Genomic DNA, 25,317 nt, shown 5'->3' on the forward strand with positions numbered 1-25,317 from the left:
CCGGCGTTACTCCGCGTCTGCCGCTACTTTTGGTGAACCTAAAAACACAAGTACCCCCCGGCGGAAACGACAGGTGATGACCGAGTACACCTTCGACGACCTCGCGGTCGTGATGGGCACCTACAACGAGGCGGCCGCCATCGAGACGGTGCTGTCCGACATCGACGACGCGACCGACGGCCGCGCGGAGGTCGTCTGCGTCGACAGTTCGAACGATCGAACGCCGGAGATCGCCCGCGAACACGGAGCGACCGTGATCGAACAGCCGCCGATGGGCTACGGCTACGCCGTTCGGGAGGCCGTTCTCGCGCCCGACCGCCCGGTCGTCGTCACGACCGACTGCGACGACACGTACCCGATGGAGAGGCTCCCGCAGTTCCTCGAACTGATCAACGAGGGCTACGACGTCGTCTCCGGCGACCGGCTCTACCACGGTGCCGAGGCGATGCCGACGCTGAACCGACTGGGCAACGCCGCCTTCGCGCTGCTGGCGTCCGGACTGATGGGCGAGCGCGTCCACGACACGACGACCGGAATGCGGGCGTACCGGCGGGAACTCCTCCACGATATCGAGTGGACCGAGAACACGGGGCTGTCCGCGGAACTCCTGATCCGGCCGCTGATGCGCGGCTACGAGATCCGCGAGGAGCCGATCCCCTACCGGGAGCGCGCCGGCGAGACCAAACTCGATCCGTTCGAGGGCGGAGCGGCGATCGCGAAGTCGATCGTGAAGGTGTGTCTCGAAGAGCGGTTCGGGTAGGCCGTGTAGCGTGCGGTTCAGGGAGTCGAGCGAGGGAGGTCGCTCCCGGCCGCTAGCGGAGGATGTCCGCGATCCGACGCGGCTCGCCGCTCAGCGATGGGTCCTCCTCGACGATTTTCAGCACCTCGTGGTCGGTGACGTCCGGGTAGGACTTCTCGGTGGCCTCCTCGATGAGCGACTTCTCGAGTCTGAATTCGGTTCCCTCGTAGACGACGTCGACGCCGTCCTCGTCGAACGAAAGCGCAGTCATACGCAGCCGTAATCGATCACGGAGTAAAAACGCATCAGTATCGGCTTTCGATCTGAAGAGACGTAGACCGGCGGGCGAACGCCCCGAAACTTCGACTCATCCACCGGCGAATCGAACGTCGGTATCTCCTACGAGCGAATCAAACGGGCGTATCAACAGTTTCGCCCCACGGTAGAATTGCCGATAGCCGTGACTACCGGAACGACGGATCGAGTGGTTAGAAACCGTCACCTCCGGGTCCGAAACGTGTGCGAGCCGTTACTGCGACCGGCTCCTCGCCGGCGACGACCGCGTCAAGGTCCAGGTATCCCGACCGTCGGGCGTCACGGACCTCGGAAATTCCTGTCGTGAGGAACAGGGGGAATTATCCGGGGGATAGACGGTCTACGTACCCGAATCAATGAGACTCTCGCCCCTTCACTCCGGCCGAGGAACAGACGAACGCGACCGCGGAAGCGAGGATCCCGACCGACGATGACGTCCGAACGCGACTCGAACGCCGACGCGTCGACAGCCAGGAGCCGGCGGGCGGTGCTCGGGCTGACGGCCGGTACGGCCCTCGGCGGCCTGACGGGCTGTCTCGGCGGCGGCGCGTCCGCCTCCGAGGGCGGCGACGGCGGCACGACGACGATCCGGTGGGCTGGCACGCAGAACCCGGACACGTCGTGCTGGGACTACGAGGACGCGTCCGACGAGTGCGGGCTGGTGTATCCCGTCTTCGAGCTCGAACGACGTCTCGAAGAGCGGTCGTCGGGGCTCGAGCTGTCGTTGATCGACAGCAAGGAGCTGTGCAGCGAGCAGTCCTGTATGACGAAGATGGATTCGGAGGTCATCCACCTCGGCAGCAGTTCCGTGGCGAACTCGGCGAAGATCTGGCCGGAGAACGAGATCTGGAGCGTCCCGTACACGATCCCGGCGCACAGTCGGGCGTCGATCGGGTACTCGTTCACGCATCCGACCGTCTGGGAGGAGTACTGGGTGCCCTTCGGACGCAAGTACAACGCGATTCCGATCGGGTTCGATCCGCCGGGGTACCGAGCCCACTTCGTCGGCGTCGGGAACGACCCGGACGAGGCGTTGACGTCGCCGGAGGACTTCGCGGGGCTGAAGATCAGAACCACCCAGAGCGACGTGATATCCGTCGCCTTCGACGAGCTCGGGATGAACCCGACGACGGTCTCGTTCGCGGACACGCTTCAGGGGATGCAATCGGGCGTGGTCGACGGGATGGAGATCATCCCGCAGTACGCCGTCTCCGCGCAGATCACGGACGTGACCGCGCAGGCGACGCTGACGCAGTGGGCGCCCGGGATCGATCCGATCTGGTGTCGCGTGGACTTCCTGAAGAGCCTCTCGGAGGCGGAGCGCGAGACGTTCGCGTCGGTGACGGCCGAACTCGCCGAGGAGAGCATCCGCCGCTCGGACGACGTCTACGAGACGTTCCAGGGACTGAGCCCGGAGGCACCCGTTGAGGGGTCGAACTACTACACCCAGGGCCCCGACGGGGAGCCGGTCCGCGTGAACTGGCTGGACGACGACCAGCTCGCGGCGTGGCGAGAGCCGATCGATCCGGCGTCCAACCGGGACCTCTACCGGGACGCGATCGACAGGGTCCACGAGGAGTTCACCGACGGGTTCTACGACCACCTGTACGAGGTCGCCCGCGAACCGGGCGTTCCGAGCCGGTCCGCGGACTTCTCGCTCGACGCGTGGTGGGACGACTACCTGGAGCGGATGTGATCTCGTCGGTGCCGATGGTTCCGAAACTCCTGCGAACGGCGCGTGTCGCCCTGGATCCGGATCGAGAGCCGGAGACGCGGCTCGGACGGATCGAGCGTGACCTCGAGCTCTACGTCGGGGGGTCACTCCTCGTGATATACGGGCTGCTCATCGGTCTCTCCGTGATCCAGCGGACGCTGACCGGAGAGCAGGCCCTCTGGGTCCAAGAGATCACGATCGGGATGTTCGTCTGGGTCGCGTGGCTCTCTGTGGCCTACGTGATCCGCAACGAGGACCACCTGCGGTTCACGCTCGTCCTCTCGCGGCTCTCGAATCGCGGTCGCTACCTCCTCTACTGGGTCGAATGGGCGCTCTGGGTCGGCTTCGCCGGGACCGTGTTCGTCTACTCCGTCCCGGTGCTCGGCGACTTTATCGCACGGCAGGCGACGATCACCGGGACGTCGATCCCGGACGCGGTCACGTATCTGGCAATCACGGTCGGCTTCGGGCTCGTGCTCCTGCGGGTCGCACAGCAGGCGGTCTCGGTGACGCTGGCGTTCCGCCGCGGGGACGACGTCACGCACTCCGAGGGGGAGGTGGTCGCGGAATGACGGGCGCGACCGTTCTCGCGAGCGCGCTCGGCTTCGCCCCCGGGACGGCGCTCGCGTTGCTCACGCTCGCCGTCGGCGTCCTGTTCGTCCTCGGAGTTCCGATACTACTCGTCTTCTCGACGTGGGTGCTCGGCTTCGCCGTGCTCTTCCCCGCGTTCGGACTGCAGAACACGTCCGTCGCGGCGTACTATCAGCTCTGGACGTTCCCGCTGACGGCGGTCCCGCTCTTCATCCTCGTGGGAGCGCTCATCAACCAGCTGCAGATCGCCCGCGACATCATCGGTCTCTCGCGGTCGCTGGCGGGCTGGCTGCCGGGGAGCGCGGCGAACACCGCCCTCCTCACCTCCGGCGTGTTCTCCGCGATCACGGGATCGAACGCCGCGACGACGGCCTCCGTCGGGGAGGCGTTCACCGACGAGCTCCGCGAGGAGGGCTACGATCCGGTGTTCAGCGCGGCGACGATCGCTGCCGGGGGAACGCTCGGGATCGTCATCCCGCCGAGCGTCCTCTTCATCCTCTACGGGGTGACGTTCAACCTCCCGGTCTCAGATCTGTTCGTCGCCGGCACGCTCCCCGGGCTGTTGATGTTGATCGGACTGATCACGACCGCGACGGTCATCTCCTATCGCAACGACTACGGGACCGACGAGTACGCGTTCGACGTCCGGGAGGTCCTCCGGTCGGTCCTCAAAGCACGGAACTCCCTCCTGGCCATCGTCGTCCTCCTGGGCGGCATCTTCACCGGCGTGTTCACCCCGTCGGAGTCGGCCTCAATCGCGATCCTGTTCGTCGTCACCGCCGAGTTCCTGTCGGGGAACATCCGCGGGACGGCGTTCCTCGTCGAATCGGTCCGGCTGACGATCTACCTCGTGGGCATCATCATCCCCGTGTTGGTCACGTCGATCATGATCCAGCAGAGCCTGTCGTTCCTCGATCTCCAGGATCTCCTCTCGAACGCCATCCTGGCGCTCGACGCCCCGATTCTGATCGGGTCGGTGCTGATCGTCGTGATGCTCCTGAGCGGCTCGGTCCTCGCCTCGATTCCGAACATGATCTTGGTCGCGCCGCTCTTGGCCCCCGCCGCGTTCGCGCTGGGGATCTCGCCGCTGATGTGGGGCGTGATCTTCATGATCAGCGACGCGATCGGGTTCATCACGCCGCCCTACGGGCTGAACCTCTACATCATCAGCAGCATCACCGACATCGACTATATGCGGATCGCGTGGGGCGCACTCCCGTACTTCTTCGTGTTGACCTCGATACTCGTCCTGTTCTTCGTCTTCCCCGAACTGAACGTCCTGGCAGCCTAACCACCACAGACCGATGATCACGACACTCGCGACTCACGAGAGACGACCGGCTCGAAACGAGAGACGATCGGTACAGCAAGAGAGGCGACCGACCCGGCACCAGACCCGACCGACCCGGAGGTGCGAGAGATGTTTCTCCTGATAACGGACGGTCCCGACGATTCGGCGGCCCCGCTTCCCTTCGTCGCCGCGAAGGGGGCGATGGAGGACGGGGACGAGGTCTCGATCGTAACGATGGCCGACGGCGTCTCGCTGCTGCGGCGGGACGTCGATCTCCACGCGCTGGAAGCGTCGGGACTGCCGACCGTCGCGGCGGCGGTCGAGGCGCTCCGGGACCGCGGAGCGCTCGCGGACGCCGTCGCCTTGCGACCCTGTTGTGAATCCCGCGGTATCGACGAAGCTGACCTCCGCGAGTGGGCCTCGATGGACGGGCCGAGCGCGATTTCTAGACTCGCCGGGGAACACGAGACGACGCTCTCGTTCTGATAGACACGAGACGACGCCCCGGTGCCGATAGCGTCGACTGCGCGCCGAGAGCGCGACCGCAGCGGACCACCGGCGCGTCCGACGATCGTCTGACGCGTCGTTTATTAGGCCCCACGTGTTGCTCGGGAGTGTGGCACTCGGTCAGGACCGACTGGATACTTTAGAAATCCCCGACGGGACGACCGCCGAGGAGCACGACCTCGTGACCGACGGGGACATCGTCGTCGGCGGGCAGAGCACCGTCGAGTTCGGCGTCCGCGGGCGGAACGTCCTCGCCGGCGAGCGCGTCACCTTCGGCGGCGACATCGAGGCCGAGGGGGACTGCCGCCTCGACGTCTGGTGCGACGTCGCCGGCAACGTCCTCGTGGGCGAGGACGCCTACCTCGGCGAGCGCGTCCACATCGGCGGTCGGCTGATGGTCTCCGGCGATCTGGACATCGGCGACGACGTCGACATCGAGGAGGGCTTCGAGGCCAACGGCTGGATCGTCATCCGGAACCCGGTGCCGACGCTCGTCTTCTACTTCGTCGTCCTCTCGCAACTCCTCCACATCGGCGAGAACGAGAGCGCCGAGGAACTCGCGAACGCGCTCTCCGGCGAGAGCGAGGACGCCCCGCTCGTGATCCCGCGCGGGTCGACCGTCTCCGACGACGCCTGGCAGGCCTCGACGCCCGCGACGATCGGCGACGAGTGTCGACTTCACGGCAACGTCCGCGCCGAGACGATCACCGTCGGCCGGGACAACAACATCTTCGGGAGCCTCCGCGCCCGCGGCGACATCGAGGTCGGCGAGGGGACGCGCGTCCACGGCGACGTGACGACCCGCGACGGCACCGTCACCATCGCCGACGGGGCGGAGGTCCTCGGCGACGTCTCCTGTGCGGACCTCGAACTCCACGACGACGCCGACGTCGAGGGGACGATCCGCGCCTCTGGCGATATGCGACTCGTCCGTTCGAAGGCGAGTCGAGACGCGGAGTGAACTCCGGATGAGCAGCGAATGAGCACCAAATGACGGCTTTCGCGTTGCGTCCGCTGTAACTCAAATACCCCTTTGTGTCACCGGCGCGTCTTTCCGTCCGTCTCGTGTAGTCGGAGACGAAATGGTATCGAGACGCACACTCGGACTCCTCGCGGTCGCTGCGCTCGTCACGCTCGCCGGCTGCGGAGCCACCGGGAGCGGCGGCGACGGCGGTGCCGCGGGCGGGTACGAGCAGGCGACCGGCGTCGAGGCCGACCGCGCCCAGGAGGCGACACCGGCACCGACGGGTGAACCGCGCGAACAGGCCAGCGACGGCGGCTCCGGAGGTGCGGGCGACGCGTCAGGCGACGTCGTCAACACGGACGAACGCGCGATCATTCGAACCGGCACCGTCGCCGTCGAGGTCGACGACTACGAGTCGGCGCAGTCGGCGCTCACCTCGACCGTCGAGGGCTACGGCGGCTACGTCAGCGACAGCCGACAGGACCGCAGACAGATCGGCAACGATACCTGGGTCCGGGGCGAGTTGGTGCTGCGGGTCCCGAGCGAGCACTTCGACGCGCTCGTCAACGACACCCGGGGCCTCGGCGAGGTCCAGACCGTCGAGGTGAACTCCCGCGACGTGACCGATCAGCTCGTCGACATCGAGGCGCGCCTGGAGAACCTCCGCGCCGAGCGAGACCGTCTGCGAGAACTCTACGACCAGGCGAACACCACCGAAGACGTCCTGGCCGTCCAGCGCGAACTCTCTGACGTGCAGGGGGAAATCGAGCGGCTGGAGGCCAGACAGCAGTCGCTGGAGAATCAGGTCGCCTACTCGACGCTGACGGTTCGGTTGGAGGAGCCCCGACCGACGCCGAATCGCGTCGCTCCGGACCGCTGGTACGACACGCCGGTCCTCTTGGCGTTCATGCAGTCGGTCGACGGCGTCGTCGTCGTCGCCCGAGCGTTCGTCGTCGGCTTCGCGTACGCGCTGCCGTACCTCCTCGCGTTCGCGCTGCCGGTCGTCGTCGTGGGTGCCGTCCTCTGGCGGGTCGCACGGCGGTTCAGAGCCAGCGAGTAATCGGAGCCGAAATTCGGGTCGTCGACGCTACGCTTCGTCTTACTCGTCTCCGTCCGCACCCTCGCCGGTGCTGACGGTCACCTGCGCCTCGCGGAGCACCGAACCGGCCATCTCGTATCCCGGCCGGTAGACGTCGACGACCGTGCCCGCCGGTTTCTCGTCGTCGACGCGCATCAGGACCTCGTGACGCGTCGGGTCGACGTCCGTCCCCGGCTCGGGATCGATCGGATCGACGTTCTCCTCCGCTAAGACGCGGTCGAACTCTTCGAGCGTCGACTCGACGCCCGGGCGGATGTCGGCGTCCTCGTCCTGATCGAGCGCGCGCACGAGGTTGTCGCGGACGCTGACGACGCGCTCGACGAAGTCCTCGGTCGCGCGCTCTCGGATCTCGTCCTGTCGCTTCTTCGCGCGCTTCTTGTAGTTCTTGAAGTCCGCCTTCGAGCGCTTCAGCGCGGCGTCGAGCTCTTCGATCCGCTCGTCTCTGGCGTCGAGTTCCGACTCCGCGGTTTCGACCCGCGACTCGAGTTCCGACACCTCGGCGGCGAGCTCCTCGTCGTACTCGGCGACGCGGTCGGCGACGTCCGGAACGTCCGCTTTCGCGGACGCGTCGTCGCTCTCGGCGTCGACGGTGTCTCCCTCGGCGTTCTTCGCGTCGCTCTCGGCGTCCGCGACGCCGTTTTCGACGGCTGCGCCGCTCTCACCGTTCTCGACGTCTTCGACGTCCGCGTCGGCGGACGCGGCCGCCGCGGTGCTCTCGGGGGACTCCTCGCTCATACCTGCAGGGAGTGGGCGACGAGCCTTAAGGGTGTAGAAACGACCCGGACGGTTTCGGCCTCCGGGCGGGTCGAACGGGCGTTCGATCGGTGGGGCGAGAAGCAACGGCTGGTCGACGGGGAGAGAAGTAGAGACGGTTGGTCGACGGGGAGGGGAGAGGCAGCGGCTGATCGACGGGGACAAGAACGCCGAGCCGGGCCTACTGATACATCCCGATCGGCCGGGCCTGCGTGCTCTCTTCCTGGCTGGCCTCTTGCATCCGCTTCGCGAGGCGTTCCTTCGCCTCGCGGATCTGTTCGGCGCGGTCGACCAGGTCGTCGACCGAGACCTCGACGTCCGCGAGGGGCTCGATCCCCCGCTTGATCAGGACCCGGGCGGCCTCGGGGTCGGGGAACCGCGGGTCGGATTCGACGACGAGACCGACGGCCGTGCGGTCGGCTTCCACGGCGGCGTTCAGCAGGACGCCGGTCGGCCCGGAGACGAGCCCGGTCTCGCTGGGCGCGTCGATGCCGACGTCGGCGACGAGGTCGACGCCCCCGGCGACGCCGAGGCCGTACAGCGACGGCGCGTCGTCGCTCTTCTCCGTGGGAATCCCCGAGAGGTAGATCGGCGTCACCGCGTTGTCGTCGAACCAGCCGGCGAGGCAGTCCGCCAACTCCGAGGCGGCCTTCGGCTGGACCGGAACGTCGCTCTGGAGCACGAGGAGATCGCGCTCCCCGTCGGCGTACAGCCGAACGGGCGGCTGGAGTGCGGTGTCGTTCTCCTGGTACACCGCGACCTTGGGGAGGCTGTCGCAGTGGACGTTGCCGTAGTGGGTCATCTCGAACTCCTCGACCAGGTGGTCGGCGGCGATCTTGCCGACGAGTCCGATGCCGGGGAACCCCTCTACGAGCGACGGATTCGAGAGCGATACATCGTCGGCGAGTACGGAGATTCGCGCCATAGACCGCGGTACGAGCGGACCAGTGGTAAAACTGCGGGCGATGCCGTGTTTCGGTAACGCGACGAAGGACCGCAGTGATGGAGATCGCAGTTATGGAGAGCGCGGAAATGAGCAACCAGTGACAGCAGAGGCGCGTCAAACGTCCGGAACCGACACCCACAAGCGGGCGCGGCGAATCTCTCACCCTATGCAACCACTGGAGCGGTACGCGTCGCTCCTCGCGGACTACGACGCGTTCCAGGCGGCGTGCGAGCGGCCGCTGCCGTCGGTCGTGCGCGTCAACACGCTGAAGGCGTCGATCGAACGCGCCCGCGACGCGCTCGACGCGGCGAGCGTCGCCTACGAGGCGACGGACTGGCACCCCGGCGTGCTCCGTCTCGAGGAGCGAGGCCCCGGAACCTCCTGGCCGTACTTCCACGGCTGGCTCCACGGCCAGGAGGAGGTCTCCGCGCTTCCCGCGCTGGCGCTCGACCCCCAACCCGGCGAGGTCGTCTGGGACGCCTGCGCCGCCCCGGGGAGCAAGACGACCCAGATCGCGGACCTGATGGACGACGAGGGGCTCCTCGTCGGCAACGACAACAACCTCGGACGGCTCTCGGCGCTGCGGCACAACGCCGAGCGACTGGGCATCACGAACCTCGCGGTGACGAACCAGGACGCCCGCAACTTCTCCTTCAAGCCGTTCGGCGATCGGTCCGAAGACGAGAAACGGATCGAGGCGTTCGACCGCGCGCTCGTCGATGCACCCTGTTCCTGCGAGGGGACGATCCGGAAGAACCCCGACGCCTTAGAGCGGTGGTCGATGGACCACATCAAAGGGATCGTGGGCATCCAGAAGGGAATCCTCCGGCGCGCGATCCAGGCGACGCGCCCCGGCGGGACCGTCGTCTACTCCACCTGCACGTTCGCGCCCGAGGAGAACGAGGCCGTCCTCGATCACGCGCTCGAGGAGGCGGACTGCGAGATCCGCGAGTGGGACGCCCCGGAGGGCTTCGAGACCGATCCGGGAGTCACCGAGTGGAACGGCGAGGAGTACGATCCCGCTGTCGAACTGGCACACCGGGTGTACCCGCACCGCAACGACACGGGCGGGTTCTTCTGCGCCAAACTGGAGGTGACGGCATGAGCGACGGGGACGCGAGCGACGACCTGACCGACGCTGAGGCTGTCGACGGCGTTTCCGACGCAGACGCGGGAACCGGCGATACCGCCGATCCGCCGGAGAACGACGGCCAGCGGTTCGATCGCCTGCCGGCGACCGCCGACGAGCGCGTCGTTCCCGGCCGACCCACCCGCGAGGAACTCCTCGAGTGGTGGGAACAGCGCTACGGGATCCCCCCGGAGACGTGGGACGGCCACACGTTCTGGGAGAAAGGAAACGGGAAGCTGTGGGCGTTCGCCGCCGACGTGGTCTCGCCGATCCCCGTCGAGGGGCTCGGCCTCCGGATCCTGCGCGCCCGCCAGGAGCACTGGAAACCCTCGACGAACGCCGTCCAGCGCTTCGGGACGGACGCGACGAGGAACGTCGTCGTGCTCGATAGCGAGGAAGCGACGCGGTTCGCGAAGGGCGAGGACCAGGAGCTTCCGCGCTGGGACGGCGACTGGGGGTACGTCATCGCCGCTCACGAGATCGCCGGTGACAGCGAGGCGTCAGAGACGCCTCGGGCAACCGGCGAAGCCGGTGACGTCGAACCGATCGGCGTCGGCCTCTACCTCCACGGCGAACTGCGATCGACCGTTCCGAAGGGGCGTCGCGAGGACCTGTCGTAGGACGATGCGGGTCGCAGTCGGACCCGCCTGTCGTCACCTCGCCGCTCACTTCTCCTCGACGGTCCCGCCGGAGAGCCCCTCCCACGCGACGCGATAGCCGAGCCGCGAAAGTGCCGCTGAAGCGTCGTCGACGCCGTACTCTTCGAGAACCGCCTCGGCGTCCGACAGCGACATCCCGGCGTCGATCTCCGCATCCAGCGCGTCGAGGGTCGCGGGACGGATCAGCGTCCCGCCGACGCGCTCGTGCTCGGGGAACGCCACTGCGTCGAGCGCGTCGATGCCCACGCCCCACTCGGCCGCGAGCGCCTCGGGCTCGATCACGTCGGAATCGGGAACGTACTCCGCCGGCAGCGACGCGGCCGCAGCGTCGACCAGTCCCTCCTCGTACCTCCGGAGCGCGTCGACGACGTCTTTCACGCGCACGCGCCCCGAGTACGTGACGACCCGGTGATCCAGCGACTCGATCTCCTCGCCGACGCCGAGGGACTCGTCGACGGCGACGAGCAGTTCCACGTCGTCGTCGACGCTGCCGAACTGGTCGAGCTTCTTCTCGACGTACTCGGGCGTCCAAAAGCCCATCACCTCGAAGTAGACGCGGAACGCGGGTGCGCTCGTGTCGTCCGCGTCGCGTTCCCCCGACTCCCGCGATCCGGCCGGCCGGTAGTCGAACGCGAAATCGGGGATCATCGCCCGCGCGCCGGCCGCGAGCGGTTCGGGCTCTCTGGACAGTTCCCAGTCCAGATCGAGGTTCGAAAAGCGCGCGGCGAAGTCGGCCTCGACGCCGCTGTCGTAGGTCGGTTCGGCGACCGGTTCGACGTCCGGAACCGAGACGTCGTCGGGACCGAGGTGCAGCTCGCGATCGGTCCCGCGGTCGTCGATCGTCGCCGACAGCGACCACTCGGCGGTGGCCGCGACGCTGCGGAGCAGGCGGGCGAAGGCGGTTCCGTAGCGTCGCGTCCGCCGGAACAGCGCGTCGGGACCGGTGACGACGAGGACTCGCTCTTCGCTCGGACCGGCGCTTTTTCCGTCGTCCTCACCGCTGCCACGCCGCCGAATCTCGTAGAGGAGCCCCAGTCGCTTGACCGCCGAGACGAGCCGCTTCGGATCCGAACTCCGAATTCGGACCTCGGTCGCGTCGAACAGCGCCGTCTGGGCCAGCGAGAGGTTGTACTGCTCGACGAGTCCGTCGGGACCCCAGCGCGGCTCGAACGACGAGAGCACCGCGTTGACGTCGCGGTCGGCGTACAGCGACTGTTCGATCGCCCCGGCTTCGGTTCCGAGCCGATCGGCCGCGGAGGCGATCGCCGCCCGTCGATCCCCGCCGTCGACGACGCCGCCGATCGCCTCGGCCGACTCGAAGGCGGCGCGACGGACGCGTTCGGGCGGGAGGGGCGCGCGCGTCTCGAAGACCGCCTCCCGTTCGAGTAACGCGGCGAACCCCCGGACGAGTTTGAAGTCGTCGGCCTCCCGCTCTAACTCGTCGAGCGCGTCGTCGAGGCGGTGTCGCGGCTCCCCGAGGTGTCCCTGGAAAACGCCGATGACTCGGGCGGCGAGCGGCCGGTCCGCTCGCCCCGCGAACTGGGGGTGGTAGCCGCCGCCCGCTCGGGAGACCCGGAGGAGGTCCTTCCTCAGCACGGCGACGGCTTCGGGACGGCGGGTCAAGAGACTGCCGCCCTCGAACGGGGATCCGGTTCCACCGAAAGACCGATACTCGCGGCCGGTCGTAGACCGGACGATGGAACGGCGAACCGTCCTCGGAGGGGCCGGTGTCTCGATTACGGCGCTCCTCGGCGGCTGTCTGGGCGCGTTTCCGAGCGCGACGGGGCCCCGGAACCCGCCCGACGCGCCGGCCGATCAGCCGCGGCGGACGCCCGAACAGTCGGATCTCGTCGTCGGAACGTTCGACTTCGAGGCCGGCGAGGAGGGAGCACTCCGCGTGTTCGGTACGGTCGAGAACCGCGGCGACGCTCAGCGCACGGCGACGGTGACCGTCACCGCGCGGATCGACGGGGAGCCGTTCGTCCGAGAGACGTCTCTCGCTGCCGACCCCGGCGAGACCGCCGAGTGGTCGGTCACCTTCGACCTCCCCTACGAGGAGTTCGCGAGCGGCGGCACCCTCAGCGTCGACGTCGGGTGACCGGCGGGACGCGGCCCGTCCCGGATCACCGCCGCCTGTCCGCCACTCGCTCCTCCGCGGTCTCCTCGCTCACGACCTCGTAGAGCAGGGCCCGTCCGCCGTCGGCCTTCGGGCGGAGGACCCGGCCGAGCCGCTGGGTGAACTCCCGCTCTGAGCCCGACCCGGCGAGGACGACCGCGACGTTGGCGTCGGGAACGTCGACGCCCTCGTCGAGGACGTTCGCGGTCACGACCCGCGAGTACGTGCCCTCGCGGAAGCGATCGAGGATCTCCCGTCGCTCCGCCGCTCCGGTCTCGCTCGTGATCGCCGGCAGCAGGTACCGCTCGGAGAGTCGGTACACGAGGTCGGTGTGGGCGGTGAAGACGATGACGCGGTCCTCGCGGTGGCGGTCGAGCAGCCTCCCCAGGGTGTCGACCTTCGCGTCCGCGTTCATCATAATCCGCCGCGCGCGCTGCTTCGCCAGCAGCGCCTCCCGCGCCTTCGGGTCGGTCCCAGAACGCATCACGAGCTTTCGGTAGTCCGAACCGCTCCGCAACGAGAGGTCCGAGCGCTTCAGGTAGTCGACGAACGTGCCCTGGGCCTCCTCGTATGCCTCCCGCTCCGCGGGGCCGAGCGCGACCTCGACTCTCCGCACCTCGTAGTCGGCGAGGTGTTCGCCCGCGAGGTCGTCGACGTCCGCCTCGTACACCTTCGGTCCCACGAGATCGGCGATGGCCTCGTGCGCGCCGTCGGGGCGCTCGAACGTCGCCGTCAGTCCGAGCCGGGCGGGCGCGGCGAGCAGGCGCGCGGCGTCGCGGTAGCCCTCGCCGCCGAGGTGATGCACCTCGTCGAAGACGACGAGGCCGAAGTCGCCGCCGACGTCCTCCGCGCGCAGGTACGCCGAATCGTACGTCGACACCGTGATCGACTCCTGGACCTGCTCGCCCCCGCCGAACTGGCCCACCGGGACGTCGAACTCCGTTTCGAGTTCGCGTCGCCACTGTTCGAGGAGGTCGATCGTCGGCACGACCACCAGCGTCGGGACGCCGAGCGCGGCGATGGCGTCGATCGCGAGGACGGTCTTCCCGGCCCCGGTCGGCAGTTCCACGACGCCCCGGTCGCCGTTCGCGCGCCACGCGTCGAGCGCCTCGCGCTGATACGGGCGGAGGTCGTAGGCGTGCGACAGCGACAGCCGTTCCTCGGGGAGGACGCGGTCCTCGAACCGGACGTCGGTCTCGTCGAGCGCCGCTCGCAACTCGGCGTACCGGTGGGCTGGCGCGCGTGCGACGAGGCCCCGGTCGTCCCACGTCACTCCCGGCAGCGACTCGACCGCCGGATCCGACTCGTCGAGGCCGCCGACGCGGATCGTGCCGTCCTCGAACCGCAGCGTGATCACACACGGTCCTGCGTCGCGATCGTATATATACTGTCGGCCGCGGTCCGCGGGCAGTCTCACCGCAGGTCGCGTCGTGCCGCGGATCGCGGCGTCCCCCGCCCGCGGCCCTATCGTCCGATCGCCCCGTCGCCCGCCGCCCAGTTGCCCCGACGTTTAATCGCCCCGCGTTCCGTGACGCGCCGCTTTTGTCCGTCGGCGCGCGAGAACGAGGTATGACCGACGAATCCGATGCGGCGACAGGGGGCTCGATGGACGGGGACGACGCGACGGCGGGCGATCTGGACGAGACCGTCGCACAGTTCCTCCGCGACGTCGACGCGGCCCACGACGACTACGACCGGGGCTACGTCGACGCCGACGCGACGCTCTCGGTGGTTATGACGCACGTCGAGGAACTGCGGGCGGCACGCGAACAGCGAGAGTGAACTCGGCGGGAGTGAGCTCGCGGGGGCAGTCACTCCCCGATGAGCGAGCGGACCCGATCGACGTACTCGCCGAAGGCCGGGTCCGTCCGATCCCGCGGCCGGTCGATGTCGACCGTGACGACCTCGCGGACGCGCCCCGGATCGGCGGCCATCACGACGACGCGGTCGGAGAGCTTCACCGCCTCCTCGACGTCGTGGGTGACGAAGAGCACCGTCTTTCCCGTCTCCGCCCAGATCCGCAGCAGTTCCTCGTGGAGCATATCCCGCGTCTGGGCGTCGACGCTCCCGAACGGCTCGTCCGCGAGGAGGATCTCCGGATCGACCGCCAGCGCGCGGGCGATGCCGACGCGCTGTTTCATCCCGCCGGAGAGCTCCTTCGGGTAGGCGTCGGCGAACTCCCCGAGCCCGACTAGGTCGAGCATCTCGCCGACACGTCGGCTCCGCTCGGGTTCTTTGACGCCCTGTTCTTCGAGACCGAAGGCGACGTTGTCGCGGACGGTGCGCCAGGGGAACAGCCCGTACTCCTGAAAGACCATCCCGCGGTCCGTGCCCGGCCCCGTGACCGGCTCGCCGTCGAGTCGGATCTCGCCGCCGGTCGGGACCTCCAGCCCGGCGATCGTGCGGAAGAGCGTCGTCTTCCCGCAGCCGGAGGGGCCGACCAGGCAGACGAACTCCCCGTCCGACACGGAGAAGTTGACGTCCGAGAGCGCCTCGACCCGCTGGCGCTCGGACTCGTAGACCTTGCTCACGCCGTCGACGACGACCTTGGAGTTCCGGTCGAGATTTGACCCGTCCCCGGGGGAGTCGCTCAGTCCCGCCACGCCAGTGCCCTCCGTTCGACCCGCCGGAACGCCCCGTCGCTCACGAGGAAGACGAGGCTGATGACGGCCATGTACGCCACGCTCACGTCGGTCGCGAGGTTCTGTGCCGCGTTGATGATCTGGAAGCCGACGCCGGGCGCGCCGAACAGTTCGGCGGCCACGACGATCATCCAACACTGACCGATGCTCGTCCGGACCCCGGTCGCGATCGACGGCGTCGCCGCCGGGAGGATCACCTTGCGGATCATCGTCAGATCGTCGTCGACGCCGAGCGTCTCCGCGACTTCACGGAGGTGCGTCGAGACGCCCTCGACGCCCGCGTACGCGTTGTAGAAGTTGATCCAGAACGCGCCGATCCCGACGATGAACGCCGCGCCGCCGTGGCCGATGCCGATCCAGACGATGGCGAAGACGATCCACGCCAGCGGCGGGATCGGGCGGAGAAAGCGCGTGACCGGCGTGAGCGCGTCGTCGAGGCGACCGCTCCAGCCCATCGCGACGCCCAGCGAGATGCCGAGAACGCTTCCGACCGCCAGGCCCGGCAGGTAGTGCAACAGGCTCTGGAGCAGGTTCGCGACGAGGCGCGTGGCCGGGATCGAAACCTCCGCGAACGGGACCGTGAACGTCGTCGGTGCGGTGAGTTCGACGACGAACGCGGTCGCGACCTCGACCGGAGACGGGAGCAGATACGTCCGTCCGACCGCCATCGCGGCGGCCTGCCAGACCGCGAGGAAGATCCCCGTCCCGGCCGCGCCGTACGCGAGACCGGCCGTGTCGAGGTCCGAGAGCGATCCGATCGACGAATCGCCGGGGCTCTCGTGGGTGGATCCGGGGTCCGTCGTCGCGCCCGTCTCGGATTCGGTCCCGGTCTCGACGCTCATAGGGAGTCGTACACCCCGAAGTCGAACAGATCGTCGTTCGAGAGCACCTCGTCGATCCGTCCCGCGTTCGCCGCGTACTCCGAGAAGATCTGCGCGCCGTCCTCGATCTTGTGCGGGTCGGTGATGAAGTCCGAGGCTGGCGAGTCCATCGCCCGCCGGGCCGTTTCGACCGGCAGCGACGACTCGCCGATGACGGTGCTGGCGTGTTGGGCGGCCCCGTCGGGGTTGTCGTTGGCGAACGTCGTCGCGCGCTGGTGCTGCTCGACGAAGGCCGCCGCCTGCTCGGGGTTGTCCTCGCGGAGTCGGTCGTGCATCAGCGCGACAGCCGCGGGCTGACCGGGCATAAAGTCGCCCGCCCAGGCGATCGGCTGGTAGGGGGCACCGCGCATCTCGATGACCGTCGGCACCGGCTCCATAATCGACGTGCCATCGATCTCACCGGCCAGGAGGGCCTGCCGAACCGGCCCTGCACCGCCGAGCGAGGTGATGTTCACGTCGGATTCGGGGTCGACGCCGACGACCTCCGACAGCCAGTAGCGAAGGAGGATGTCCGGCACCGACCCGGGCGGGAACGTCCCGAAGGTGAACTTCCGACCCTGTTCCTCCTCGAACCGGTCGAAGGCGTCCGCGCCCGATTCGGCGTCCGCCCAGACCGCCGCGAAGTCGTCGTGCGCCAGGACCTGCATCGCGTTCTGGATGTTCGCGGCGGTGATCTTCGCGGGGATGTCCTTGTCCATCACGATCATCGCGGGAACGATGCCGAACAGCATCACGTCGAAGTCGCCCGTCGCGGAGGCCTGGACGATACTCGGGCCGTCTGAGAACACCTCTCCGGAAACCGTCGCCGAAAGCTCGTCGAAGTACCCCTCCTCCTGCATAATGAAGTACTGCATATCCGGGTAGATGGGCATATACGCGACGCGGATCTCGTCGAGGCCGCCGTTCGACCCGCCGGTCCCGCCGAGGCATCCGGCGGCGCCCCCGAGTCCGGCTGCCGAAGTCGCGGCGGTCGCCTGAAGGAACCGCCGTCGCGAAATGCCCGATCGGTCGTGTGTCGAGTCTCTCTTCATTTGACCGGCTTTAGCGCCCTACACGTATTTACAGCGTGCACGCGGCGAACGTCGCTCCGACGCTCGACGCCTCTGAAACCCGATATCGGAAGAGTTAGTGGACGTAGCCTCCCGCACAGTCTGGTCTCGGTGGATCCGGATCGCGTCAGAGATACCAGATAGTATTGCTCGTACCCGGATTGCTGATTGTCCCGATGTCGCGAAAGCTCGACGGAGGAAGGAAAACCTAACTCGGTGGCCCTCCCGTCCCAGTGTATGACGCACTTTTCGGAGCGAGTCGAGCAGGTGTCGATCAGCGGGATCCGCGAGGTCTTCGAGGCCGCGGGCGAGGACGCGATCAACCTCGGACTGGGACAGCCGGACTTCTCGGCTCCCACCCACGCCCGCGAGGCCGCCGCCGACGCGATTCGCGAGGGACGCGCCGACGGCTACACCGAAAACAAGGGGCTGAACTCGCTCCGCGAGGCGATCGCGGACAAACACGCCCGCGATCAGGGGGTCGACGTCGATCCGAGTGACGTGATCGCCACCGCCGGCGGGTCGGAGGCGCTGCACATCGCCCTGGAGGCCCACGTCGACGCCGGCGACGAGGTCGTCATCCCGGATCCGGGGTTCGTCTCCTACGACGCCCTCACCCGACTCACGGGCGGGACCCCCGTTCCCGTCCCGCTCCGCGACGATCTGACGATCGACCCCGACGCGATCGAGGCGGCGATCACCGACGACACCGCCGCGTTCGTCGTCAACAGCCCCGGCAATCCCACGGGCGCCGTCTCGCCGCCAGAAGATGTCAGAGAATTCGCCCGCATCGCCGACGAGCACGACGTCCTCTGCATCTCCGACGAGGTCTACGAGTACACCGTCTTCGACGGCGAGTTCCGCTCGCCGCTGGAGTTCGCCGACAGCGACAACGTCGTCGTCGTCAACTCGGCCTCCAAGCTCTACTCGATGACCGGGTGGCGACTCGGCTGGGTCGTCTCCTCGACGCGCCGGATCGAGCGGATGCTCCGCGTCCATCAGTACGCCCAGGCGTGCGCCGCCGCCCCCTCGCAGTTCGCCGCCGAGGCGGCGCTCACCGGCCCGCAGGACCAGGTCGACGAGATGACCGAGTCCTTCGAACGCCGCCGCGACATCGTCGTCGACGGCCTCACGGACATCGGCCTCGACGTCCCGACGCCCGGGGGCGCGTTCTACTGTATGCCGGAGATCCCGGAGGGCTTCGTCGACGAGTGCCTGGACCGTGGAGTCATCGTCGTCCCGGGCGAGGCGTTCGGCGAGCACGGGCGAGGCTACGCGCGGCTGTCGTATGCGACCGACGAGGAGTCGCTGCACGAGGCGCTCGATATAATGGGCGAGGCGTACGACGCGGTGACGCGGTGATGTGGTGACGCGGTGATCCGCTGACGGCGCGTTAAGCGCCGGGGCGCGTCAGGACGCCGTACTCACGATCTTGATCACGTCGCCCTCCTCCAGTTCGTAATCCTCGGCGATTCGACGCTTCGACCGCGCGTCGACCGCGTGGAGGTAGCCCTCGCCGATGTCCGAGTGAACGGCGTACGCGAGGTCCTTCGGGGTCGACCCGCGGGGCAGGAGGAACGCGTCGGGGAGCGTCTCCCCCGTGCCGTCGGTCCACCTCGTCTCGTTCTGGACGGGGTAGGCCGTCACCATATCGAGGACGTCGTAGACGGCGGTGTCGATGGCCCGCTGGACGCCGGTCCCGCCGTGGTCGGCCATCACCTCGCGGATCGTCTCCAGGCCCTCCCGCTGCGCGTCGGAGACGTCGCCGACGACGTCGAAGTCCTCGTCGCCCGGGAGGTACTCGACGACGCCCGCCTCCGCGGCCGTCCGCAGCGCGAGTTCGCCGTCGGCGGTCGACGACACGACGGGCTTGTCGGACTCCGCGAGTCGGTCGAGGTTCTCCGGCGGGGCGACGTCGGCCTTGTTGGCGACGAGTACGATCGGCTTCGTCCGCTCGCGGACGTCCCGCGCCAGCCGTTCGCGGTCGCCGTCGCTCCACTGCTGGGGGTCGTCGGGGTACTCGACCGCCCGCAGCGACGCCGCCACGTCGTACTCGGTCGCGCCGAACCCCGTCAGCATCTCTGTCAGGGCCTCGTCGATGTCGAAATCGGGCGAGCGCGACTTCCGGACGATCGACTCCCAGTTCCGCTCGATGATCCCCGCGAGCCACTGTTCGAGCTCCGCCTCGACGAAGTCGGCCTCCTCGACGGGATCGTACGTTCCGATCTCGACGGGTTCCCCCTCCGCGTCGGTGCCGCCGGCGGCGTCGAGGACCGCGAGGATGGCGTCGGAATCGGTGAGCGCGTCGAGGAACTGATTTCCGAGACCGCGCCCCTCGTGTGCCCCGGGAACGAGGCCGGCCACGTCGAGCAGTTCGACGGGGACGTAGCGGACGCCGCCCTCGCAGTTGCCGCAGCGCTCCTCGCGGTCGAGACAGGGACAGCGCGTCCGGGCGTGGGTCACGCCGCGGTTCGGATCGATCGTCGTGAACGGGTAGTTGCCGACGTCGACGTCGGCCATCGTCGCGGCCTTGTAGAAGGTAGACTTGCCGGCGTTGGGCTTGCCGGCGAGCGCGAGCGAGAGCATACCTGCGAGACGAACGACGGCCGGAAGTAGGTTTCCGTGTACAGTTGCACCTACAGAACGTCGCCTGGATGCGCTGCGCCGTGTTCGACGAGTTCGTTGTCGAACGAGACGAGTGTCGCGTCCACGGCATCAGCGGCTGCGAGAATAAGGGCGTCCATTGGATACAGAAGCGTCTCGGACTGGAGCCGGTTGGCCGCCATCATATCGGACGCGTCGGGAAACGTAATCGTCGCGCGTGACGTGATCCGATTCTCGATTTGGTCGATACGATCTCGCTCGAACTGCTTCTTTTTTGTGAGAACGCTCCGAAGTTCCATCAGGCTCAGGACAGAGACGTACGTATTGTCGGCTTCGTTGAGTAGTTCGATCGCGTCATCGGATCGTTCAGTATCGTGAGTAACAGCGGCGACGAGAATATTCGTGTCGAGGAGCAGATTCATATCCGCTCTCGGACGTCACGAACGGCCTCGACGGAGTCGACTTCCACGTCGACGGCTAACTCCGAAAGCGCATCACCGAGCGGAACGGTGTCGTCATCCTCGGGGTCCGGATCGAGGAAATCCCTGAAATCATCCGTCGTGAGGCTCATAAACGAGAATTGAATGGCAATCTGGAAAAGCCTGCTGGTGAATCACACCAGCGACTCGTAGACGATGCCATCGCGCCGCGTCACGATCCGGCGACCGTCGACGACGACCGGTGTGGCCATCGCGTCGAACTCGGTGTCGAGATCGGCGAACTCCGGCCAGTCGGTGACGACGAGCGCCGCGTCCGCCCCGTCGAGTGCCTCGCCCGCGGAGTCGGCGTACTCGATGTCCGGGAACTCGTCTCGAAAGTTCTCCGTCGCGACCGGATCGTAGCCGACGACGTCCGCGTTCGCGTCGAGCAGCGCCTCCACGAGCGGGATGGCCCGGGAGTTGCGGACGTCGTCGGTGCCGGGCTTGAACGCGAGGCCGAGCACCGCCACGCGCGCACCGTCGGGATCGACGTGCTCGCGGAGGCGGCCCAGCAGGCGGACGGGTTGTCTGTCGTTCACCTCGACGGCGGCTTCGAGCATCGCGGGGTCGTAGCCGACGTCGCGAGCGGCCGCGATGATCGCGGCGACGTCCTTCGGGAAGCAGCTGCCGCCCCAGCCGACGCCCGCGCCGAGGAACGCCGAGCCGATCCGGTGGTCGAGGCCGATGGCCGAGAGGACTTCCTCGGAGTCGATGTCGTACTCCTTGCAGATGTTCGCGATGTCGTTCGCCAGCGAGATCTTCGCCGCCAGGAAGCCGTTGTTGGCGTACTTGATCATCTCGGCCTCGGCGACGCCCGTCTCGACGACCGGCGGGTCCTCGGCCCGCGCGACGAGGGGATCGAACACCGCCCGAAGCGTTCCGGCCGCGCGCTCGGTCTCCGAGCCGAGGACGACCTTGTCGGGTGAGAGGAAGTCCTCGACGGCGCTGCCCTCGCGCAGGAACTCGGGATTCATCCCGATGTCGAGGTCCTCGCCGAGCGTCTTGCCCGACTCTTCTTCGAGGATCGGCGCGATGACCTCCTCGGTCGTGGTCGGCACGACCGTGCTCTTCGTCACGACGAGGTGGGGTTCGTCCTTCTCGGCGAGCGTCGCGCCGAGCGAACGCGCCCCCGCCTTCATAATCGAGAGGTCGATGTGCCCGTCGTCCTCGGAGGGCGTCGGGAGCGCGAGGAACGTGACGTCGGTGTCGCGGACGGCCGCGTAGTCGGTCGTCGCGCGGAGCCGGTCCCCCGCGTGCTCGGCGACGAGGTCGTCGAGGCCGGGTTCGTGGATCGGCGCGTCGCCGTCGTTGAGCGTCGCGACGGTCTCCTCGTCGATATCGACGTTGACCACGTCGTGGCCGACCTCGGCGAAACAGGCTGCGATCGTCGTCCCGACGTAGCCGCTGCCGACGATGCTCAGTTGCATACCCGAATCGACGCTGCCCGACCGTTTCAAATTTCGCGTTCGACCCCCCTCACGAGTATCCGAACGCAACGGACGGAAGCGAAAGCCCGGAGTAGGGTGGGAGAGAACGGACGGGTATGCCGAAAGACCGAGACGGCTCACGCGGGACGGCGGAGGCGTCCCGGGACGCCGCGGCGACCCGATCGGGAACACCCGGCACGTCGTGGCTGATCGTCTATCTGAAGGGGATCTGTATGGGCGCGGCCGACGCCGTTCCGGGCGTCTCGGGCGGAACGATCGCGCTCGTGACCGGGATCTACGAGCGGTTGATCGCCGCGATCACGGCCGTCTCGCCCGCGCGGATCCGCGCCGTGCTCCTCGGATTACTCCCCGGTCGGCGAGAGGACGCCGTCGACGCGCTCCGCGCGGTCGACGCCGGCTTTCTGCTGGTGCTCGGCACGGGGATTCTCACCGCGATCGTGACGATCACCCGCGTCGTCCACGCCGGCATCCAGAATCTCCCCGTCCTCACGTTCGGGTTCTTCTTCGGCCTCATCGCCGCCTCGGCGTGGGTGCTGTTCTCGGAGGTCGCCGTCGACACGCCGCCGCGAGCGGTCGCCGCAGTCGCCGGCTTCGTCCTCGCGTTCGTCGTCTCCGGGCAAGCGGCCGCGACGCTCGGCGACGGGCTTCCCGTCACCGTCGCCGCCGGCGCGATCGCGGTCAGCGCGATGATCCTCCCGGGGATCTCCGGGTCGCTGCTGCTCATCATTCTGGGCCAGTACGAGTACATGACGGGGACGCTGTCGGCGTTCGTGGACGCGTCGCTGGCGCTCGCGACCGGCGGCCCGATCGGACCGCTGCGGGAGCACGGCGTCGTCGTCGTCGCGTTCGTCGCCGGAGCGGTAGTCGGCCTGTTCACGATCGCTCACGCCGTTCGAGCGGCGCTCGAACGCGCCCGCACGGCGACGCTCGCGTTCCTCGTCGCGCTGATCGTCGGAGCGCTGCGCGCGCCGGTCGTCCGGACCGGCGACCAGCTGGCCGAACTCGGCCGTTCCTGGACCCCGACGGCGATCGCAACGTTTGCGGCCGCCGCCGTCGTCGGGGCGGTGCTCGTGGTACTCCTGGATCACTACACCGGCATCGGCGAGATCGACGGCGACGAGTAGGGGACTGCTGTCGGCACTGTCGGCGGCGATTCGACAGGACGTGGGAGACGAAAAGCGAACGGCGGGGCCGGATCAGAACTGGCGACGGCCGGCCGCAACGACGGGTCCCGACCGCGACGGCGGTCGAACGCAGGTGTCGGCCCGGAGTCCGGCCGCCTCGGGCCTCCGCACGGTCGGGGAATGGTATCTTCGAGATCGTGGATGGTCGGCGATTCGGCGGCATACGGCGTCTCTCGACCGACGACGTGACGCCACCACCGGCTTCGCCGACCTCGTTGTGTTCGCCTGACGTCTCACTCCCGTGGGACCGAAATGTTGATCAGCGACTCGCTGCCACACGCCTCGCAGACGCCGCCGCTGTCGGTGCGGGTGCCACAGGCGCGACACTCGTACCGGCTCCTTTCCGGATGGTATGGATCGACATCGCCGTTGTATATCACCATACTCGTGTGGGACACTCACACACGGATAACGGTTGTCCTGATACAAGGAAATAGAGGATAAAGATGTATAATCAAATTATATTGTACGGTTATACGAAATAATAGCTGGCTATCTGGTGCATATATGGACGAACGTTTCTCCACGACTCCTCGCTTCAACAGTCGTAAATCCAGCGTCCTCGAACGCCCCCACCGCGTCGCCGAGACCGAAGCGCTCGTCCATCGGCGGCCCGTCGGAGCCCGCTCCCGCACTCGACCAGTCCAGCGTGACCACGCGACCGCCGGGACGGACTACCCGCGCGAGTTCGGCGAGTGACGCGTCCTCGGCGAACTCGTGGTACGTCATCGTCGAGAAGGCCGCGTCGAGTTCGTCGTCGTCGAACGGCAGCGACGACGCCTCTGCGGTCACGAACTCGACGGTGTCCGGCGCACCCTTCTCCCGGTAGTGCTCGTGCATCTCGGACTGCACGTCGACGGCGTAGAGATGGCCGACGAACGGCGCGATCTCGTCGGTGTAAAACCCGGTCCCGCTGCCGATGTCGGCGACGACGGCGTCGGGGGCCGGATCGACCGCGGCCAGCAGTTCCTCGCGGGAGCAGAAGCGATACCGCTCGGCGTCTTCGAGCGCGTCGGCCCGTTCGGCGTCGAACGTGTGAAATCCCATACGCGTGGTAGGGACGATACGGACCTAAAGGTGTGTTCGTCGGCAGCCCGCTCGGGACCGCGGAGGCAGAGGGGCAACGACCGAGAGCCACTGGGCCGCCGACGCTGCCGCAGCAGACAACGTTAACAGGGGCGCCGGCGAGTTTCGAACGATGGCACCGACACTCCGAACTCCGAGCGAACGGACCTGTGAGCGTTGCGGCCGCATCGAGGTCTGGGCGGAGGGCATTGGAACGTGGCGTCTCGCGGTCGACGAAGCGGGAGATCCGCACGCGGTGGGCAGTCCGTACTGTATTCACGAGTGGGACATCAACGGCACGTTCGCGCCCTTCGAGAGCGACGCCGCCGAGGCCTGAGACGGGCAGTCGCCGTCGCTCGACGGTGACTGACACTTCTCGACGAAGACGTCCTATTCCCCGGCGAGCGACTCCAGTACGGCGGCCGTCCCGTCGAAGTACGACCCCTCGACGACGACGTCCGCCGCCTCCTTGGCAGCGGCGTCGGCGTTCGCGACGGCGAAGGAGCGGCCGGCGACGTCGAAGGTGGAGACGTCGTTCTCGCTGTCGCCGATGGCGACGAAGTCGCGGGGGTCGCGACCGAGCGTCTCGGCGACGGCTTTCAGTCCCGTTCCCTTCTCGACGCCCGGCGTCTTCACGTGATACGCGTAGCCCGTGTCGAACACTTCGAGGTCGAACTCGGCGGCGACCGACCGGAGGAGTTCCTCGTCGGCCGATCGGTTCACCGCGATCTCGGTCCGTCGCCACTCGTTGATGGCGTCGAACGACCCCCACCCGATGTCGCCGCCGCGGTCGACGAACGCGTCGGCGGCGGCCTGGGCGCGCTCGCGGTCGCCCTGATACGAGACCGTGTCGTCGGCGAGGACGACCCCGCCGTTCTCGGCGATCACGGTCAGTTCGAGGCCGAGGTAGTGCGAGAGACTCACCGGGTAGGGGAACGCCTTGCCCGTCGCGAGGACGACGGTCGCGTCCCACGCCTGCAGGTATTCGAACGCGCGGGGGTCGAGCCGGCCCATCCCGTCCGTGAGCGTCCCGTCGATGTCGAGTGCGAGCGGCGGCGTCTCGGTGGTCATCGGCGCGGCTTGGAAGCGAGGCGTCATAAGAACTGTTGTACGCCCCCGCCGTCGATCGCGATTTCGGGGGG

At 67.9% G+C, this 25,317-nt stretch carries 29 protein-coding genes; 14 read left to right on the forward strand and 15 right to left on the reverse strand.

Annotated elements, in window-relative coordinates:
• Positions 1-76 precede the first annotated feature (76 nt).
• A complete protein-coding gene (locus NO876_RS03845) occupies positions 77-760 on the forward strand; it encodes a dolichyl-phosphate hexose transferase (protein ID WP_256420360.1) in 684 nt (227 codons plus the stop codon).
• A 52-nt stretch (positions 761-812) separates the two neighbouring features.
• On the opposite strand, the gene NO876_RS03850 is transcribed toward NO876_RS03845, so the two are convergent.
• The gene (locus tag NO876_RS03850; protein WP_256420361.1) at positions 813-1,010 is read right to left on the reverse strand and encodes a DUF5800 family protein; all 198 of its coding nucleotides are present in this window, start codon (positions 1,008-1,010) and stop codon (positions 813-815) included.
• A 474-nt stretch (positions 1,011-1,484) separates the two neighbouring features.
• Between NO876_RS03850 and NO876_RS03855 the strand changes: the two genes are divergently transcribed.
• The 6 genes from NO876_RS03855 to NO876_RS03880 all read left to right on the forward strand — a co-directional run bounded on the left by NO876_RS03855 (position 1,485) and on the right by NO876_RS03880 (position 7,181).
• Complete coding sequence (locus NO876_RS03855) at positions 1,485-2,750, forward strand: TRAP transporter substrate-binding protein (RefSeq protein ID WP_256420362.1); 1,266 nt, start codon at positions 1,485-1,487, stop codon at positions 2,748-2,750.
• A gap of 14 nt (positions 2,751-2,764) precedes the next feature.
• Positions 2,765-3,340, forward strand: coding sequence for a TRAP transporter small permease (locus NO876_RS03860; protein WP_256420363.1), 576 nt, complete (start codon positions 2,765-2,767; stop codon positions 3,338-3,340).
• Complete coding sequence (locus NO876_RS03865) at positions 3,337-4,650, forward strand: TRAP transporter large permease (protein WP_256420364.1); 1,314 nt, start codon at positions 3,337-3,339, stop codon at positions 4,648-4,650. Before NO876_RS03860 ends, NO876_RS03865 begins: the two co-directional genes overlap by 4 nt.
• Positions 4,651-4,779: 129 nt before the next feature.
• Positions 4,780-5,136 (forward strand): DsrE family protein, encoded by a 357-nt coding sequence (locus tag NO876_RS03870; protein ID WP_256420365.1) that lies wholly within the window; start codon positions 4,780-4,782, stop codon positions 5,134-5,136.
• Positions 5,137-5,266: 130 nt separating this feature from the next.
• Positions 5,267-6,118 (forward strand): polymer-forming cytoskeletal protein, encoded by an 852-nt coding sequence (locus NO876_RS03875; protein WP_256420366.1) that lies wholly within the window; start codon positions 5,267-5,269, stop codon positions 6,116-6,118.
• A 121-nt stretch (positions 6,119-6,239) separates the two neighbouring features.
• Complete coding sequence (locus NO876_RS03880; RefSeq protein WP_256420367.1) at positions 6,240-7,181, forward strand: DUF4349 domain-containing protein; 942 nt, start codon at positions 6,240-6,242, stop codon at positions 7,179-7,181.
• A gap of 39 nt (positions 7,182-7,220) precedes the next feature.
• On the opposite strand, the gene grpE is transcribed toward NO876_RS03880, so the two are convergent.
• A complete protein-coding gene (gene grpE / locus NO876_RS03885) occupies positions 7,221-7,955 on the reverse strand; it encodes a nucleotide exchange factor GrpE (protein WP_256420368.1) in 735 nt (244 codons plus the stop codon).
• Between the two features lie 199 nt (positions 7,956-8,154).
• A complete protein-coding gene (locus tag NO876_RS03890) occupies positions 8,155-8,898 on the reverse strand; it encodes a proteasome assembly chaperone family protein (RefSeq protein WP_256420369.1) in 744 nt (247 codons plus the stop codon).
• Between the two features lie 187 nt (positions 8,899-9,085).
• On the opposite strand from NO876_RS03890, the gene NO876_RS03895 reads away from it, so the two are divergent.
• Both NO876_RS03895 and NO876_RS03900 read left to right on the forward strand, forming a co-directional pair.
• Positions 9,086-10,024: an RsmB/NOP family class I SAM-dependent RNA methyltransferase gene (locus tag NO876_RS03895; protein WP_256420370.1), complete on the forward strand. Its 939-nt coding sequence runs from the start codon at positions 9,086-9,088 to the stop codon at positions 10,022-10,024.
• Entirely contained in the window at positions 10,021-10,668 is a 648-nt protein-coding gene (locus NO876_RS03900) for a DUF7122 family protein (protein ID WP_256420371.1), read from the forward strand. The genes NO876_RS03895 and NO876_RS03900 overlap by 4 nt, the downstream gene beginning before the upstream one ends.
• A gap of 45 nt (positions 10,669-10,713) precedes the next feature.
• On the opposite strand, the gene NO876_RS03905 is transcribed toward NO876_RS03900, so the two are convergent.
• Positions 10,714-12,303 (reverse strand): DUF790 family protein, encoded by a 1,590-nt coding sequence (locus NO876_RS03905; RefSeq protein ID WP_256420372.1) that lies wholly within the window; start codon positions 12,301-12,303, stop codon positions 10,714-10,716.
• Positions 12,304-12,403: 100 nt separating this feature from the next.
• On the opposite strand from NO876_RS03905, the gene NO876_RS03910 reads away from it, so the two are divergent.
• Complete coding sequence (locus NO876_RS03910; RefSeq protein WP_256420373.1) at positions 12,404-12,805, forward strand: transcriptional initiation protein Tat; 402 nt, start codon at positions 12,404-12,406, stop codon at positions 12,803-12,805.
• A 25-nt stretch (positions 12,806-12,830) separates the two neighbouring features.
• Here NO876_RS03910 and NO876_RS03915 read toward each other — a convergent pair whose 3' ends face one another.
• Entirely contained in the window at positions 12,831-14,180 is a 1,350-nt protein-coding gene (locus NO876_RS03915; RefSeq protein WP_256420374.1) for a DEAD/DEAH box helicase, read from the reverse strand.
• A gap of 212 nt (positions 14,181-14,392) precedes the next feature.
• Between NO876_RS03915 and NO876_RS03920 the strand changes: the two genes are divergently transcribed.
• Positions 14,393-14,605, forward strand: coding sequence for a hypothetical protein (locus NO876_RS03920; protein ID WP_256420601.1), 213 nt, complete (start codon positions 14,393-14,395; stop codon positions 14,603-14,605).
• A gap of 29 nt (positions 14,606-14,634) precedes the next feature.
• Here the strand turns inward: NO876_RS03920 and NO876_RS03925 are convergent, their stop codons facing one another.
• From NO876_RS03925 to NO876_RS03935, 3 genes are read right to left on the reverse strand one after another with little or no spacing between them, the layout of a single operon-like run.
• Positions 14,635-15,426: an ABC transporter ATP-binding protein gene (locus tag NO876_RS03925; protein WP_256420375.1), complete on the reverse strand. Its 792-nt coding sequence runs from the start codon at positions 15,424-15,426 to the stop codon at positions 14,635-14,637.
• Entirely contained in the window at positions 15,414-16,307 is an 894-nt protein-coding gene (locus NO876_RS03930; protein ID WP_345780727.1) for an ABC transporter permease, read from the reverse strand. The genes NO876_RS03925 and NO876_RS03930 overlap by 13 nt, the downstream gene beginning before the upstream one ends.
• Positions 16,304-17,377, reverse strand: a complete 1,074-nt coding sequence (locus NO876_RS03935) for an ABC transporter substrate-binding protein (RefSeq protein WP_256420376.1) — start codon at positions 17,375-17,377, stop codon at positions 16,304-16,306. The genes NO876_RS03930 and NO876_RS03935 overlap by 4 nt, the downstream gene beginning before the upstream one ends.
• A 255-nt stretch (positions 17,378-17,632) precedes the next feature.
• Between NO876_RS03935 and NO876_RS03940 the strand changes: the two genes are divergently transcribed.
• Entirely contained in the window at positions 17,633-18,757 is a 1,125-nt protein-coding gene (locus NO876_RS03940) for a pyridoxal phosphate-dependent aminotransferase (RefSeq protein WP_256420377.1), read from the forward strand.
• 48 nt (positions 18,758-18,805) lie between these two features.
• On the opposite strand, the gene NO876_RS03945 is transcribed toward NO876_RS03940, so the two are convergent.
• From NO876_RS03945 to aglM, 4 genes are read right to left on the reverse strand one after another with little or no spacing between them, the layout of a single operon-like run.
• Positions 18,806-19,981: a redox-regulated ATPase YchF gene (locus NO876_RS03945; protein ID WP_256420378.1), complete on the reverse strand. Its 1,176-nt coding sequence runs from the start codon at positions 19,979-19,981 to the stop codon at positions 18,806-18,808.
• Between the two features lie 50 nt (positions 19,982-20,031).
• Positions 20,032-20,421, reverse strand: a complete 390-nt coding sequence (locus NO876_RS03950) for a PIN domain-containing protein (RefSeq protein ID WP_256420379.1) — start codon at positions 20,419-20,421, stop codon at positions 20,032-20,034.
• A complete protein-coding gene (locus tag NO876_RS03955; RefSeq protein ID WP_256420380.1) occupies positions 20,418-20,570 on the reverse strand; it encodes a hypothetical protein in 153 nt (50 codons plus the stop codon). The genes NO876_RS03950 and NO876_RS03955 overlap by 4 nt, the downstream gene beginning before the upstream one ends.
• A 42-nt stretch (positions 20,571-20,612) precedes the next feature.
• A complete protein-coding gene (aglM, locus tag NO876_RS03960; RefSeq protein WP_256420381.1) occupies positions 20,613-21,905 on the reverse strand; it encodes a UDP-glucose 6-dehydrogenase AglM in 1,293 nt (430 codons plus the stop codon).
• A gap of 233 nt (positions 21,906-22,138) precedes the next feature.
• On the opposite strand from aglM, the gene NO876_RS03965 reads away from it, so the two are divergent.
• Entirely contained in the window at positions 22,139-23,050 is a 912-nt protein-coding gene (locus NO876_RS03965; protein WP_256420599.1) for a DUF368 domain-containing protein, read from the forward strand.
• A 293-nt stretch (positions 23,051-23,343) separates the two neighbouring features.
• Here NO876_RS03965 and NO876_RS03970 read toward each other — a convergent pair whose 3' ends face one another.
• Together NO876_RS03970 and NO876_RS03975 are read right to left on the reverse strand one after the other, a co-directional pair.
• Positions 23,344-23,493 (reverse strand): DUF7129 domain-containing putative zinc-binding protein, encoded by a 150-nt coding sequence (locus NO876_RS03970; RefSeq protein WP_256420382.1) that lies wholly within the window; start codon positions 23,491-23,493, stop codon positions 23,344-23,346.
• 109 nt (positions 23,494-23,602) lie between these two features.
• The gene (locus tag NO876_RS03975; RefSeq protein WP_256420383.1) at positions 23,603-24,157 is read right to left on the reverse strand and encodes a class I SAM-dependent methyltransferase; all 555 of its coding nucleotides are present in this window, start codon (positions 24,155-24,157) and stop codon (positions 23,603-23,605) included.
• 151 nt (positions 24,158-24,308) lie between these two features.
• Between NO876_RS03975 and NO876_RS03980 the strand changes: the two genes are divergently transcribed.
• The gene (locus NO876_RS03980; protein WP_256420384.1) at positions 24,309-24,512 is read left to right on the forward strand and encodes an HEWD family protein; all 204 of its coding nucleotides are present in this window, start codon (positions 24,309-24,311) and stop codon (positions 24,510-24,512) included.
• Positions 24,513-24,565: 53 nt separating this feature from the next.
• Here the strand turns inward: NO876_RS03980 and NO876_RS03985 are convergent, their stop codons facing one another.
• Positions 24,566-25,246: a phosphoglycolate phosphatase gene (locus tag NO876_RS03985; protein ID WP_256420385.1), complete on the reverse strand. Its 681-nt coding sequence runs from the start codon at positions 25,244-25,246 to the stop codon at positions 24,566-24,568.
• Between the last annotated feature and the right edge of the window lie 71 nt (positions 25,247-25,317).

The organism is Halobellus rarus (genome assembly GCF_024494595.1).
GTDB classification, from domain to species: Archaea; Halobacteriota; Halobacteria; order Halobacteriales; family Haloferacaceae; genus Haloquadratum; species Haloquadratum rarum.

What these genes read in the sequence shown, in the direction of transcription:
- aglM (WP_256420381.1), bottom strand. Translation starts at nt 21,905, where the DNA reads ATGCAACTGAGCATCGTCGGCAGCGGCTACGTCGGGACGACGATCGCA.
- NO876_RS03940 (WP_256420377.1), top strand. Translation starts at nt 17,633, where the DNA reads ATGACGCACTTTTCGGAGCGAGTCGAGCAGGTGTCGATCAGCGGGATC.
- NO876_RS03970 (WP_256420382.1), bottom strand. Translation starts at nt 23,493, where the DNA reads ATGGTGATATACAACGGCGATGTCGATCCATACCATCCGGAAAGGAGC.
- NO876_RS03880 (WP_256420367.1), top strand. Translation starts at nt 6,240, where the DNA reads ATGGTATCGAGACGCACACTCGGACTCCTCGCGGTCGCTGCGCTCGTC.
- NO876_RS03980 (WP_256420384.1), top strand. Translation starts at nt 24,309, where the DNA reads ATGGCACCGACACTCCGAACTCCGAGCGAACGGACCTGTGAGCGTTGC.
- NO876_RS03895 (WP_256420370.1), top strand. Translation starts at nt 9,086, where the DNA reads ATGCAACCACTGGAGCGGTACGCGTCGCTCCTCGCGGACTACGACGCG.
- NO876_RS03890 (WP_256420369.1), bottom strand. Translation starts at nt 8,898, where the DNA reads ATGGCGCGAATCTCCGTACTCGCCGACGATGTATCGCTCTCGAATCCG.
- NO876_RS03855 (WP_256420362.1), top strand. Translation starts at nt 1,485, where the DNA reads ATGACGTCCGAACGCGACTCGAACGCCGACGCGTCGACAGCCAGGAGC.
- NO876_RS03870 (WP_256420365.1), top strand. Translation starts at nt 4,780, where the DNA reads ATGTTTCTCCTGATAACGGACGGTCCCGACGATTCGGCGGCCCCGCTT.
- NO876_RS03935 (WP_256420376.1), bottom strand. Translation starts at nt 17,377, where the DNA reads ATGAAGAGAGACTCGACACACGACCGATCGGGCATTTCGCGACGGCGG.
- NO876_RS03975 (WP_256420383.1), bottom strand. Translation starts at nt 24,157, where the DNA reads ATGGGATTTCACACGTTCGACGCCGAACGGGCCGACGCGCTCGAAGAC.
- grpE (WP_256420368.1), bottom strand. Translation starts at nt 7,955, where the DNA reads ATGAGCGAGGAGTCCCCCGAGAGCACCGCGGCGGCCGCGTCCGCCGAC.
- NO876_RS03910 (WP_256420373.1), top strand. Translation starts at nt 12,404, where the DNA reads ATGGAACGGCGAACCGTCCTCGGAGGGGCCGGTGTCTCGATTACGGCG.
- NO876_RS03850 (WP_256420361.1), bottom strand. Translation starts at nt 1,010, where the DNA reads ATGACTGCGCTTTCGTTCGACGAGGACGGCGTCGACGTCGTCTACGAG.
- NO876_RS03945 (WP_256420378.1), bottom strand. Translation starts at nt 19,981, where the DNA reads ATGCTCTCGCTCGCGCTCGCCGGCAAGCCCAACGCCGGCAAGTCTACC.
- NO876_RS03860 (WP_256420363.1), top strand. Translation starts at nt 2,765, where the DNA reads ATGGTTCCGAAACTCCTGCGAACGGCGCGTGTCGCCCTGGATCCGGAT.
- NO876_RS03930 (WP_345780727.1), bottom strand. Translation starts at nt 16,307, where the DNA reads ATGAGCGTCGAGACCGGGACCGAATCCGAGACGGGCGCGACGACGGAC.
- NO876_RS03955 (WP_256420380.1), bottom strand. Translation starts at nt 20,570, where the DNA reads ATGAGCCTCACGACGGATGATTTCAGGGATTTCCTCGATCCGGACCCC.
- NO876_RS03900 (WP_256420371.1), top strand. Translation starts at nt 10,021, where the DNA reads ATGAGCGACGGGGACGCGAGCGACGACCTGACCGACGCTGAGGCTGTC.
- NO876_RS03865 (WP_256420364.1), top strand. Translation starts at nt 3,337, where the DNA reads ATGACGGGCGCGACCGTTCTCGCGAGCGCGCTCGGCTTCGCCCCCGGG.
- NO876_RS03845 (WP_256420360.1), top strand. Translation starts at nt 77, where the DNA reads ATGACCGAGTACACCTTCGACGACCTCGCGGTCGTGATGGGCACCTAC.
- NO876_RS03985 (WP_256420385.1), bottom strand. Translation starts at nt 25,246, where the DNA reads ATGACCACCGAGACGCCGCCGCTCGCACTCGACATCGACGGGACGCTC.
- NO876_RS03950 (WP_256420379.1), bottom strand. Translation starts at nt 20,421, where the DNA reads ATGAATCTGCTCCTCGACACGAATATTCTCGTCGCCGCTGTTACTCAC.
- NO876_RS03920 (WP_256420601.1), top strand. Translation starts at nt 14,393, where the DNA reads ATGACCGACGAATCCGATGCGGCGACAGGGGGCTCGATGGACGGGGAC.
- NO876_RS03965 (WP_256420599.1), top strand. Translation starts at nt 22,139, where the DNA reads ATGGGCGCGGCCGACGCCGTTCCGGGCGTCTCGGGCGGAACGATCGCG.